Raw genomic sequence first — 12,326 nt, forward strand, 5'->3', positions numbered from 1 at the left:
GTGCAGGTATGAGGGTGCGCAGCAATGATTGAGAGAAGGTGATAAAACGTGACGAGGCCGCGACATCAAGGTACAACAGGAAAAGTGACAAAGTCACGACGGGTGAGTGGTTGGTTTATCTTTTTTCTTCTAACGGATCTGCTCGTTTTCGGCGGCTTTGCTATCATGTACAGTGAATCTAACGCCTGGGAAAAGGAATTACAGAATGCGTTCCCTGTTGAAACGGTGACTCCAGAAATGACAGGCATCGTAGCGATAACAGGTACGCTTACCTCTCGAAATCCTGCCCTGGATGAGCATTTGGCTTCATCTTATGCGTTGCTCGTGAAAGAGGATCGAAGGTGGTCATGCAACTCTCGCAATTGCAGTTATGTGACAACAATGACGACAACCGTCGGTGATGTGAACGGATTGTCGGTGAACGGGATCTCGCTTCAGCCGTCCGTATTCCGCCTGACCGATCTTACTGTGCCGCTGCACGAGGGGACGCTCCGCAATCCGAACGAAGAGGTCGAGAACAACCGCGTGCTGGTAGTTGCGCCGAAAGAGACGGCACTAAGCTATGCCGGCGTTTCAAATGGCGAGGAGGTTACCATACTCGGGCAGGCAGAAGAAGGACAGCTGAAGCCAATGTCATTTCCAAATGACACGGATTCCGTCTTGTATGGAGGCTTGCCGCCCTATGCGCCGAAGGACAAGCCGGAAACGATTGAAAGAGGATATGTCGTAGGTTCGTCGCTGAATGCTATCATAGCGCATGAGAAAAATATGCAGAAAAACGTCATTTGGACCGTGCTCATCGTTGGCTTGCTGCTATTGCCTGTAACGCTGCTGCTGGCCCCATGGCCGAAGAAACAGCGAGGTTAAAGAAGCCTTAGGCCATATAATTTCTCGTAGATGGATATATGAATACGAATTGCAATATTGTTGGGCGAAGCCAGAGCTTCGCCTTTTTTTGTTGCGCAAAAGAAATGCTGGTCAGATTCAATTACCAAAAACGCGATCCGTCCCAGCGGTAATGGCTAAGCATGTCTTCATCGATGGCTGTCCCGATGCCGGGACCGTTCGGAATATCGACGGTTCCACGATGAATGCGAAGCGGAATCAAGGCCGTAAATGGATTGTCCATTACGTCCCACTCTATCGGTTCAACCGCTTCGTCGGCGTCCATTTTGCTCCAGGCAGGCAAGCAAGCGTGAGCGAACAACGCGTAGCAGCGGGCTAAAGCGCCATCGAAGGTATGCGGGGATACGCGAATGGCTGCTGTGCGTGCGAGCTTTAGTACGTCGCGATAGGCATCGATACCGCCAAGATGAAGCGGATCGGGCTGAACAATATCCAGCGCTTGCCGAACGATGGCTTGATGGAATAGCGAGGGAGTCATGGCATTTTCACCGCCTGCAACCGGAATGTTCAGTCGAAGTCGACAATGCGCGAATTGATCCCATGCGTTCAAGGGCAATGGCTCTTCGAACCAGAGCCAATTTTCGTATTGATTGACCAGGGAGTTCCAGCTGCTAGCCGTGGCCGCATCATAGCTTCCATTGGCGTCCAATGCAATTCGTACACGCTGCCCGTACTGTTCTTGGACGGCGCGGACATGGCGAATATCATCAGTGAGTGATTTCCCGCCCACTTTTATTTTCACGTTAATAAACCCCTCTTGAACCGCCTGCTCCATATCCCTTAGCGATTGGGCTACCCAATCCGATGCATCTGAATACGATTGAAGCGATGCGTACAAGGGGAGTGAACGTCTAACCGCGCCACCCCAAAGCTCGCAAATCGATAATTTCGCGCTGTGCGCAACGATTTCCGTCAGCGCCATGCTGACCGCAGCTGCGGGTCTATCATGCTTTTGCTTGGATAATGCAGTGATAATGGCATTTCGTTCCCGGGCATCCTTGCCAAGTAGGAATGGAATGACGGCGTGTTCAAACTCAGTTTCCAGAGCAGGCAGCCATCCCGAACATTCACCCCATCCGGTAAGTCCGGATTTCGTCGTAATTTTGATCAGGTAAGCGGAACGGAACTTTTTCAAGCCATTGGCATCTCCGTAGGGACGGGGGATTCGATATAACAACGGGTACGTGTCGACCTTGTGAATTAGCAAGAGTAACCTCCATATAAAAATGATGCCTATGTTTTAAGTATGGGATATGTTGGAACACTTTTATAAGCGGCACTCGCAAAAGAAAAAAATTATGATTCGTAAGAAAGAGGGAACGCGATGGGATGGGAAGGTTGGCCAATCGAGAGGATGCTCATTTTATTCGTCAGTTTAACCTTTTGTTTAATCGGCATACAAGTGACGATGTCTCATTATCGGCAAAATTTTCACCATAAAGCGATGTGGGTACCCGTGCTGGCAGCTCCGTTGTTTTTTGTGTTCGGGTTGATTCTCGTCTGCTTTCACGTGGCATGGCTGCGTGTTTTTTTCCAAATCCTTATGTGGGTTGGAGCTTTGGCGGGACTGGTCGGTTTTTATTTTCATGTTCGTGGTGTAGGAAAGCGGGTCGGGGGTTATCAATCACATAACTTTCTAATTGGGCCTCCTGTCATCATGCCGCTCATGATTACCGCGATGAGCCTGCTTGGGATAATAGCGCTGTATTGGCGAGCGTAATGGTTGAAGATGACTGTACTGGAGTGAGATTGATGGTGAGAAGAACTCGGTATCCTTCATTCAATGTACTGGATGAACGCGAGGTATGGGATACCCATACCCAAGCCATCGTGACGAGCAGAATAAGTAAGTCGCATTCCTGTACCGTGCTAAATGGTGAGGAATACAAGCTGCTGCAACAGGTGTGTTCCGCGCTCGTCGATGACGGGAGAGAGGAAGTAATTCAATATGTGCTCGCCCACGTAGACCAGACATTGAAGGATACGACTACGGGGGAAGGGGAACGCAGAACGGGCGTACCGGAGCGCAAAATGCTTATTCTTGAAGGGATTCGGCATTTAGACAAGTTCCTGTTGCAAGTTACGGGGAAAAAAGCGAGCAAATGTGAAGCACAGCTGCTTACCGAGGTGCTTCGGCAAATTAGCGATGGACGAGCGGATTATTCGAAATGGTCTAGCGATCTTCAATGCGAATGGTTCGTGAAGATGCTTAATCTGACTGTCGAAGCGTATTGCTCGCATCCTATCGTGTGGTCTGAGATGGGGTATGCTGGCCCTGCATACCCGCGCGGCTATGTTCGCGGCGATATCGGACAGCTTGATCCATGGGAGGCGAAGGAAGAAGCATGATACTGCGTAAATTTGCTGATGAGGCGGACGTCGTAATCGTAGGCGCAGGTGCCGCCGGCGGCGTGCTTGCTAAGGAATTGGGCGAGGCCGGGTTCCGTGTCGTTGTACTGGAGGCCGGGCCGTTTCGCGATCCGCAGCAGGACTTTGCAAGCGACGAGCTCACCATGAAAAACTTGGGCTGGCAGGACACCCGCATTGTGGACGGAAAAGACCCGCTGACGATGGGACATAACAACTCCGGTCGCGGTGTAGGCGGAGGAACGGTGCATTTTACGGCCGTGTTTCTTCGATTCCATGAATCTGACTTCCGCACCAAGACACTGGATGGCGTTGGAGAAGACTGGCCCATACGTTATGATGATCTTGAGCCGTATTACTCGCGCATTGAGAAAGAGATTGCGGTATCCGGTCCGAAGCATTTCCCTTGGGGCAGCTACCATGGGCCTTATCCGTATCCAGAACGGGATCCGCTGAGTCCGAATGCTTATTTATTCATGAAGGGCTGCGAGAATTTGGGGATTCGTTCGTCTGTTCCGCCGCTCGCCATCATTTCCGCGCCGTTCGACGGCCGTCCGCCGTGTATCAACAGGGGCTTTTGCAACCAAGGATGCATGCCGAATTCGAAATTCAGCACGTTAATTGTGCATATTCCGAAGGCTATCGCTGCAGGAGCGGAGGTGCTAGCCGATTGCATGGTAACCCAAGTGCTAACGGGAAACGACGGCAAGGTAACGGGCGTAACGTTCGTTCATGAAGGCGTGACCTATGCGCAGAAGGCAAAAGTAGTCATCTTGTCCGCTTTCGCGGTAGAGACGCCGAGACTGCTGCTTCACTCCGCGAATAACCGCTATCCGGATGGACTTGCCAATAGCAGTGGTTGGGTTGGCAAAGCGATAATGCCGCACAGCAGCGAGGACGTATATGCCAAGTTCGACCGGGATATACGGCTCTACAAGGGAACTCCGGTACTGGCAACGACGCAAGACTTCTACGAGACGGACAAAAGCAGGGGATTCGCGCGAGGCTACACCCTTCATGCTCATGGCGCCAGACCTGTCGGGTTCGCTCAAGGTCTAAGCAAGTCGAGGACAGGCCCGATCTGGGGAAGCCGGCTTAAGGAAGAGCTGCTGGACTATAATTACTACGGAAGAATAACGATGGTAGGAGAGGTGCTGCCGAACCCGGACAATCGGGTAACGCTTGCCGGTGAAAAGGATGAGAACGGAGTGCCGCGGGCCAAGGTAACGTTCAGCTATGGAGAGAACGACCGGAAGCTAATCGAGCATGCCGTTGGCAAAATGAGCGCAATTCTGGAAGCGGAAGGCGGCGATGTCAAATATGTCGTGCCGGATACCGCTCATCTCATGGGTGGCTGTAGAATGGGCACGAATCCGCAGACTTCTGTCGTCAATTCGTATGGGCAATGCCATGATATTCCCAATTTGTTCGTCTGCGATGCCAGCATGTTCGTGACATCCGGCGGAGCTAACCCGACGAATACCGTAATGTCACTGGCTCTGCGAACCGCCGATTACATCAAGGAACAAGCGAGGAAGCTGGAGCTGTAATTAGCTTCTTCCATTAAATCATTTGAGTAATGGCAAGAAACTATTTACCTTCCAATCCAGCAGGATTGCAATTCATTGCGGATATTTATGCTGGACGGGTGTAGTTACGCATATGAATAAGTATCATGTTCGATATTGCTTTACGTAGTTTACTTCCTACTCCATATTCCCCGTCAGTGATTGATTTATCTTCCCGCATAAGTTTGCAAACTGTCGCAGCTCGTCATCATTGAGCCCATCGCGAATTCGATTCATGATGCCATGGCGAGAGAAGGCTGCCTTCTGAAGGAAGGCGTGACCTTGTTCGGTAATTTCATGATACATATAGCGTCGATCATGAGTATCGCGTGTTTGTGTAATCATGTTTTTATCGATAAGCTTCTTTGTTAATTTGGAAATGGCGGATAATGTCGTATGGATCGAATCTGCAAGCTCTCGAGTCGTTTTTGCTCCATTCGTTGCAAGCAGATCCAATATATTGTATTGAGCGGAAGTGATTCCTTCCACATTGAACCGATTATGCTCCGCGACCAGCTTGCATTGGAGCATCGTAAATTCCTTTTCGAAATCACACGTGGTATGTTCGGTCAATTTTTATCTCGTCCTTTCTACTCGCACCTTTTCGGGAACTTGGCATGCCATTTCCTATGGCTATATTTTATAGATAAGCCCCAATAATGGAGTCATTGCTGGATTTCAACAAATCGGGAGTACCGGTGGCGATTACCGTACCACCCTCTTGCCCTCCTCCTGGGCCAAGCTCGATCACCCAATCCGAATTTGCGATAAGTTGGGTATTATGCTCGATTAGTAGAACCGAATCCCCGCGATCGACGAGCCGATTCAATACGGCAAGCAATTTGCTCGTATCCTGGTCATGCAATCCGACGGAAGGCTCATCCAATATGTACAGCGTGTGGCCGCTGCGGGCATTGGACAGTTCTGCTGCCAGCTTGACGCGCTGCGCCTCGCCTCCAGAGAATGTGCTGGATGGTTGCCCCATCCGTAAATATCCTAAGCCTATTTCGCATAAGCAATCCAGCTTGGCTGCGATCTTCGGAATATCGCGGAACAGTTCTCTTGCTTGCTCGATGCTCATGCCCAATACATCGGCTATGGAGTGTCCATGCCATTGCACAGACAGTATTTTCTCACGATAACGCTTCCCGTGGCAAGTCGGACAAGGAATCAAGCGATCGGCCATGAAGTGCATCTGAACCTTAAGACTGCCCGTGCCTTTGCAGGATTCGCATCTTCCTCCAGCTACATTGAAGGAGAAATCAGAGGCTTTCAACCGCAGGCCTTGTCTAGAGGCCAATTCCTTGAACCATTCCCGAATGTCATCGAATACCTTTGTATAGGTTGCAGCATTAGAACGGGACATTTTGCCCATCGCCTGCTGGTCGACAACGACGAGATGCTGAATATGTTCTGTACCGCCAATTCGGCTGGAAGCATTCGATGCTGAACCAATTGATTGCAGCTGGGGAAGCAGCTCTTCCATGACAAGCGTGGACTTTCCGGAGCCCGACACGCCAGCAATGGCGGTAATGATGCCCAGAGGAATGACCACAGTAATATGTTTTAAGTTGTTTGCGTGGGCATCGCGGATGGTTAATGTGCGGTTCCAGCTTCGAGTGGTTGAACGATGCCGATTCAGAGAATCACGAAGGCTTTGAGCCGTCATGGATTCCGGATGATACAGCAACTCATTAACCGTCCCTTGGAAGACAAGCTTTCCTCCAAGCTCTCCTGCGCCTGGGCCGATGTCCACTACATATTCAGCTTGTCGGATGACATCGATATCGTGTTCAATGACGATTACGGTGTTGCCGAGTGAGGCCAGCTTACGCACCGAACGCATCAGCTTGTCGGTATCCTGCGGGTGCAATCCTGTCGTAGGTTCATCAAGTACGCAGATCATGCCGCTCAAGTTCGAATTCAGCAAAGAGGCCAGCCGCATACGTTGCGCTTCTCCGCCAGACAGGCTGGAAAAGCTTCGATCTAGTGATAGATAGTTCAGTCCCGCATTCATGAGACTTCGTGTACGTTCCCGTAATTCCCTGCAGATAGGCTGAGCCGCTTCGACGTATCGATCAGGCAGAGCAGAAGGCAAGCCTTCAAGCCAATTCAGCAGTTGAGTTAGAGACATAGACATGAGATGGTGGATCGGCGTCCCGTTCACCAGGACGTACGAGCTTGTTGCATTCAACCGCGAACCGTGACAGGACTCGCAAGGAACTGTACGGAGGAAGCGGGCGAATTCCAGCAGCGATTCCTCGTCATCGTCACCCTCGTAATATCGGCGCAGTAGGCTGTTCACGGCACCTTCATATTTGCCTTGCTTCATATTGGATGGGGCAGGGGCATCAGGGCGAAGCTCGCGGATGCGTGGATCGTCCGTGCCGTACAGCAGCATGTGACGCACAATGTCTGGCAATTCTCCGATCGGCCGCTGAAGATCTTCTTCATGCAGAGGAAGGTGATAATATTTGGCTGCACGCAAGAGAAGCGGAGCAAAGTGCCACAGGAATCCCTTTTTCCATACTTGAATGCCTCCATCTTGGATCGACAAATCAGGACGTACAATTGCATCGAGAATGGGTTCTATTTGTTCGCCCAGACCGGTACACCCCGGGCACGCACCGAGCTGTGAATTGAAGGAAAAGTGAGCCATGGTTATATTTTCAACGGGTTGTCCGCAAGAAGGGCACGCATAGTGCTTCTGATGGGAATGTTCTTCCTCAGACAGACGAACAGGGGTCGTACGTATATCCGCATAACTGAACACTACTTGGCAATGCGGACAAGCACGCTCTCCAATTGCCGTATACAGCAAACGCAGATATGTATAAATCTCACTATATGTTCCAACGGTAGAGCGTCGGCTGAAGTTATGATGATGCTGACTAACGCTGACGATAGGGGACAGACCGTAGATGTCGTCATAATCCGGCCGCTGCACGTTGTCTGCTGCATGTCCGGAAGCACTAACAAATTTGCGCTCACCCTCTTGGACAAGTATGTTAAACAGCAGGGTTGATTTCCCTGAACCAGATACGCCGGTTACAACGGACAATTGATTTCGTGGAAAACGAACAGTGACATCCTTCAAGTTATGTTCCCGAGCCCCTTGAATGACGATCCACTCGGGTGATGATGCAGTCATGTTAATTCCTCCTTATTATTTGAAAAACTCAATAGTTGAGTGAGGAAACTATTGAATACAGAAATTAATATAGACCTGTGCGTAGAAGTTGTCAAATGGCGATAGTATGAGACTCTGAGACTCATTACGCTGCGTGCACCTGCAATTAGTTGACCCAATGTTTTGTATTACGGAATAAAAAGAAAGGAGCCTGCTCGACTATTTTGGCGAGCAGGCCCTTGTGAGAACAGAATAATTGATGATCATGCTTCGTTAATATACGGTACAGATTGATAATAGAAATTCGGATTCACAATCGTATTGTCATAGCTTTGGTGGAAAATAGGAGTTGCGGCGGGTGACATCGGTGGAATCAGCCATGTCCAGTCGCCTGTATGAGCACGGTCACAACTCTGTTCCTGCTCCTGGAACTTAACGAATTGTTGTGCTGCCGTATGGTGGTCTACGATGCTAACACCCGCTTCCTTGAAGGAGTGAAGCACTGCGGCATTAAGCTCAACAAGAGCCCTGTCCTTCCACAGTGATGTATTCGACACCGTAGACAGCCCCATTTGCTTTGCGATGACTGGCAGCAAATTGTATCGTCCTTCATCGGCCAAATTCCGTGCGCCGATTTCTGTTCCCATGTACCAGCCATTGAATGGCGCGGCAGGATAGGAGATGCCGCCGATTTCAAGGCGCATATCAGCAATAAGCGGCACGGCATACCAACGCAGCTGCAGCTCAGCAAACCATTCGAACTCGGGATGGACGAGCGGCACCTCTATGACAGTGGACTTCGGTATCTCAAATACCTGCGGTGGGTTCGTTCCTGTCTGAATGACAAGAGGCAGTACATCGAACGGTGTGCGCTCTCCCTGCCATCCAAGTGATTCACATATTCGGGTAAATGGGAGCGAGTGTGGATCTCCCATGATGCCTTGGCTAGTCTCATAGCCGGCATAGCGAATCAACTGATGATTCCATATCCGAACAGGATGCATTCCGTCTGGATGAGCAGGTGGAAAAACCGTGATTGCAGGACGTATCCGGCCATCATTTGTTGCGAAGTCAATATGTTGGACTAACATGTCTGCGATCTGCTTACCCTCGGTTATATGTCTGGCGTCAACCACGTGCAAGGATGACCAGAACAAGCGGCCAATACAGCGATTGCTATTGCGCCAAGCCATCTTAGCTCCGTGAGTTAGTTCTTCTGCAGTATGCGAATAAGTGCCAGTATGTTCAATCTCGGAATGTATTTGTGATAGGCGCCCTTCTATGTCAGCAGGGAGCTTGCCGAGCTCTTGATAGCATTGCCTAATAAATGTTGAAGCTTCTTCTAGAAGCGTATGCTTCGCGTATACATTCATCTTCCGATGTCCTTCCTTGCGGCGTAAGCGCCGTAATGTGTCGGATTAACTATATCAGATTCTAACAGTTTGGTATGTACCATTGATGACGATGTCGATGAGATGTAACAATTTCAGCCGGGGAATCGTCGCAAAAATTTTGTTACCCGATCATAAATGGTGACATACAAGCTGTCACCATTCACATGATATAATCAGGTCAAACCGAGAAAATCATCCAGCTAAGGAGAAGCCATTGAAACGAATCGATCGATTAATTGCTATCATTATCGCCCTACATCACCGTTCCGAAACGGCTCAATCGTTAGCAGAGAAATTCGAAGTCTCCCGCCGTACCATTATCCGAGATATGCAAGCATTGGGCGAGATGGGAGTACCGTTATATGCGACAGCGGGTTCAAGCGGGGGCTATCGGTTAATGGATGGCTACATGCTCCAGCCGCTTCAATTATCGACCACAGAAGCATTAACCGTGCTCTTCGCGCTGCAAGGCATGACACAGCTTCCCGATTCACCATTCAATCAGGAGCGTTGGACGGTCATGGACAAGCTGAAGCATATCGTATCCAGTGAAGTGCTGACTGAGGTGGAACCGATGTTAGAGCGTGTCGAGCTGTCCGTACCTGCAAGAAACTACCGTGCTCCGCAGTTGAAGCAGCTGATTGCGCATCTATCACAGGCGAAGCCCGAGTGGCTCCATATATTCTATCGTTCACAGAAGCATCAGCGTTGGTTGTATATCCAGCCGAAGCGGATATATTCGGCACATGGGTTCTGGTATTGTGAAGCCTATTCGTTAACACATGGTGAAGATCGATCATTTCGTGTCGATCGTATGTCTCAAATCTCGATAGCCGAAGATGAAGATGTACGCACAGTGCAGGGCAACGGGGACAACGGCAAGGTCAGCCAAGTAAAGCGTAATCTAGAAGCCGTGAAGAAGGAAGACCCGATCCGAATCCGGGCAAAACTGACCTATCGCGGCATGCTGCTTGTCGAGCAAGATGAACATATTGGGGAATTGGTGCATGAAACCGGTGAAGATGTGGGAGAGGTTGAGTTTAACTGTCCTCGGTCAGAATGGGAATGGGCACAGCGCTTCTTCTATGGCCTTGGCTTGGATGCAGAGGTGTTGGAGCCTGTGGAATTGCGAGAAGCCATTTATAAGCATGCTCATCAGGTATGTGAGAGGTATAAGGGAACAAGGTAGGCCTTTAGGTTTCTCTTTGATACATAGCGATTGGAACAGAGGAAGGAAGAAGATGTTAGATCAGACGAAGAAGGGATGAAATCGAAGATGAGCGCGAATACGAATTTGATTCACAATTATAAAGAAGCAGTTGAGCTTATTCGCCAAGTGGGTATTCTGCCGCTGGCCAACCTGGCACCCCGTCATCCTTCACTTGCGGGTGTGACAGAAGAATCGGCATGGCATAGTGACACGGATGCGGATCCGTGGCGTTGGCGGGTTCAATTTCCTGGGGATGGGGTTGCTGCCTACGGCAAGTTCATCAAGAAGAAAGGGGTGTTTATCTCGCTGGAGTGGGTAGCGATTGTCCGCTCCGTGCTTGGCGATACTCGTTCCGTCAAGGAACGGTATGCAGCGGGTGAGATGTCACCGGAGGCGAAGCTGTTGTATGGCATCATTGTTGAACATCCCGGTATCGATACGAGGCTGCTTCGAGTGAAGGCAGGTATGAAATCTCCTGATCAGAAGAAGGCATTCGACAATGCGTTAAATGAGCTGCAGGGGACGATGGATATTGTCATCTCGGGTGTGACAGAACGGCGAAATAGCGCTGGCGAAGTAAACGGATGGAATAGTACATCCTATGAGACGATTGACCATTGGCTAGAGAATCTGGGAATCGAGACGTCAATGATATCTGTACAGGATGCGAAGGAACAGCTCTATGAACGTCTTGCTCGTTCTACGACTTCGGAAGCGTTAACTTATTTTACTAAAACCATGAAGCTGCGTTAAACATGCAAGTGACGAAGCGGGGAAATAATGTTTATGAGAAAGTAAATTAATCACATTAAACAATAATGGAGTTGATAAAAATGTTGAGTGTAGACAGCTTTAATCGCACGCAGCGCTTTATTTACGAGAATGCGAGACTCCTCGACCGCAGACGTTTTGAATATCATTTCGGCCAAGGGAGCAAGGCAGCTGTTATCATGGCCCTTACAGGTTTTCAAAATACGGATGGCGGCTTCGGTCAAGCGCTGGAGCCCGATATTCGTTGTCCGCATAGTCAGCCTGTCCCAACGGAAGTAGCACTATCAATTTTGCAAGAGATTGATGAATATGACCGAGAGTTAATCGTTGGAATCGGCAGCTATTTGAAATCGGTTACAGTGGGGGATACTGGGGGATTCCCTCTTATTCAGACGTCAGCGAATGAATATCCGCACGCGCCTTGGTGGACAGTCACCGATGATCGTCATGCCTCCATTAATCCCACAGGACATATACTCGGATATTTGATGAAGCAGAATACTGTTCCTGAACTCATCCGAGAAGAATGGTTCCAACAGGCTGAGCAGTTCATGTGGAATCAGCTAGAGTCAGCTGATAATGAAGGCTATCACAGCAATATACAATATATCTCCTTCTTAACTGCTCATCCGGACAAGGAGCGAGCAAAGAGAGCATTGCAGAAGGTGAACGAATGGCTGCAGCTGCCAGGTGTCATTGAACGCAATACGAAGGCGGAAGGGTATGTTCATAAGGTGCTGGATTGGGCACCAACGCGTGACAGCTACTGCGTACAATTTGTCACTGAGAAAGAAATCGAAGAGCATCTGCAATCCCTTGTGGAGGAGCAGCAGGAGGATGGCGGTTGGCCAATAAGCTGGCCAGCAGTGAGTCCAGCAGGCCAGATGGAATGGCGGGGATACGTAACCGTTAATCGGCTGCTGACGCTGAAGTCATATGGATGGTTGCAACGATAACGATTACGATACGTACAACTTTCA

Annotated in this window: 11 protein-coding genes; 7 read left to right on the top strand and 4 right to left on the bottom strand. The window is 49.7% G+C overall.

What is annotated here, in order from left to right; translation table 11 throughout:
• The first annotated feature begins 48 nt into the window (after window positions 1-48).
• The gene (locus M3661_RS11920; RefSeq protein WP_065292072.1) at window positions 49-867 is read left to right on the top strand and encodes a hypothetical protein; all 819 of its coding nucleotides are present in this window, start codon (window positions 49-51) and stop codon (window positions 865-867) included.
• Between the two features lie 121 nt (window positions 868-988).
• On the opposite strand, the gene M3661_RS11925 is transcribed toward M3661_RS11920, so the two are convergent.
• Window positions 989-2,113, bottom strand: a complete 1,125-nt coding sequence (locus tag M3661_RS11925; RefSeq protein WP_251485161.1) for a mandelate racemase/muconate lactonizing enzyme family protein — start codon at window positions 2,111-2,113, stop codon at window positions 989-991.
• 117 nt (window positions 2,114-2,230) lie between these two features.
• Here M3661_RS11925 and M3661_RS11930 point away from each other — a divergent pair, with 117 nt between their 5' ends.
• From M3661_RS11930 to M3661_RS11940, 3 genes are read left to right on the top strand one after another with little or no spacing between them, the layout of a single operon-like run.
• The gene (locus M3661_RS11930) at window positions 2,231-2,626 is read left to right on the top strand and encodes a hypothetical protein (protein WP_251485163.1); all 396 of its coding nucleotides are present in this window, start codon (window positions 2,231-2,233) and stop codon (window positions 2,624-2,626) included.
• Between the two features lie 32 nt (window positions 2,627-2,658).
• Window positions 2,659-3,255, top strand: a complete 597-nt coding sequence (locus M3661_RS11935) for a gluconate 2-dehydrogenase subunit 3 family protein (protein WP_251485165.1) — start codon at window positions 2,659-2,661, stop codon at window positions 3,253-3,255.
• Complete coding sequence (locus M3661_RS11940) at window positions 3,252-4,823, top strand: GMC family oxidoreductase (RefSeq protein WP_251485167.1); 1,572 nt, start codon at window positions 3,252-3,254, stop codon at window positions 4,821-4,823. Before M3661_RS11935 ends, M3661_RS11940 begins: the two co-directional genes overlap by 4 nt.
• Before the next feature lie 156 nt (window positions 4,824-4,979).
• On the opposite strand, the gene M3661_RS11945 is transcribed toward M3661_RS11940, so the two are convergent.
• The 3 genes from M3661_RS11945 to M3661_RS11955 all read right to left on the bottom strand — a co-directional run bounded on the left by M3661_RS11945 (window position 4,980) and on the right by M3661_RS11955 (window position 9,344).
• Window positions 4,980-5,414, bottom strand: coding sequence for a MarR family winged helix-turn-helix transcriptional regulator (locus M3661_RS11945; protein ID WP_083189276.1), 435 nt, complete (start codon window positions 5,412-5,414; stop codon window positions 4,980-4,982).
• Between the two features lie 67 nt (window positions 5,415-5,481).
• Complete coding sequence (gene uvrA, locus M3661_RS11950; RefSeq protein ID WP_251485172.1) at window positions 5,482-7,992, bottom strand: excinuclease ABC subunit UvrA; 2,511 nt, start codon at window positions 7,990-7,992, stop codon at window positions 5,482-5,484.
• Window positions 7,993-8,234: 242 nt separating this feature from the next.
• Window positions 8,235-9,344 carry a nitric oxide synthase oxygenase gene (locus M3661_RS11955; RefSeq protein ID WP_251485176.1) on the bottom strand — a complete coding sequence of 370 codons (1,110 nt, stop codon included), beginning with the start codon at window positions 9,342-9,344 and terminating at the stop codon, window positions 8,235-8,237.
• A gap of 235 nt (window positions 9,345-9,579) precedes the next feature.
• Here M3661_RS11955 and M3661_RS11960 point away from each other — a divergent pair, with 235 nt between their 5' ends.
• The 3 genes from M3661_RS11960 to M3661_RS11970 all read left to right on the top strand — a co-directional run bounded on the left by M3661_RS11960 (window position 9,580) and on the right by M3661_RS11970 (window position 12,302).
• A complete protein-coding gene (locus M3661_RS11960) occupies window positions 9,580-10,554 on the top strand; it encodes a helix-turn-helix transcriptional regulator (RefSeq protein WP_251485190.1) in 975 nt (324 codons plus the stop codon).
• 87 nt (window positions 10,555-10,641) lie between these two features.
• Window positions 10,642-11,328: an AlkZ-related protein gene (locus tag M3661_RS11965; RefSeq protein ID WP_251485193.1), complete on the top strand. Its 687-nt coding sequence runs from the start codon at window positions 10,642-10,644 to the stop codon at window positions 11,326-11,328.
• A gap of 80 nt (window positions 11,329-11,408) precedes the next feature.
• The gene (locus tag M3661_RS11970; protein WP_065292064.1) at window positions 11,409-12,302 is read left to right on the top strand and encodes a hypothetical protein; all 894 of its coding nucleotides are present in this window, start codon (window positions 11,409-11,411) and stop codon (window positions 12,300-12,302) included.
• The last annotated feature ends 24 nt before the right edge of the window (window positions 12,303-12,326 follow it).

The organism is Paenibacillus sp. MER 180, assembly GCF_023713665.1.
In the GTDB taxonomy this organism is placed as follows: domain Bacteria; phylum Bacillota; class Bacilli; order Paenibacillales; family Paenibacillaceae; genus Paenibacillus_B; species Paenibacillus_B suaedae.

Excerpts from the sequence above, each read along its gene's own strand:
- M3661_RS11930 (WP_251485163.1), top strand. The coding sequence starts at position 2,231 with ATGGGATGGGAAGGTTGGCCAATCGAGAGGATGCTCATTTTATTCGTC.
- M3661_RS11935 (WP_251485165.1), top strand. The coding sequence starts at position 2,659 with ATGGTGAGAAGAACTCGGTATCCTTCATTCAATGTACTGGATGAACGC.
- M3661_RS11940 (WP_251485167.1), top strand. The coding sequence starts at position 3,252 with ATGATACTGCGTAAATTTGCTGATGAGGCGGACGTCGTAATCGTAGGC.
- uvrA (WP_251485172.1), bottom strand. The coding sequence starts at position 7,992 with ATGACTGCATCATCACCCGAGTGGATCGTCATTCAAGGGGCTCGGGAA.
- M3661_RS11955 (WP_251485176.1), bottom strand. The coding sequence starts at position 9,344 with ATGAATGTATACGCGAAGCATACGCTTCTAGAAGAAGCTTCAACATTT.
- M3661_RS11965 (WP_251485193.1), top strand. The coding sequence starts at position 10,642 with ATGAGCGCGAATACGAATTTGATTCACAATTATAAAGAAGCAGTTGAG.
- M3661_RS11970 (WP_065292064.1), top strand. The coding sequence starts at position 11,409 with ATGTTGAGTGTAGACAGCTTTAATCGCACGCAGCGCTTTATTTACGAG.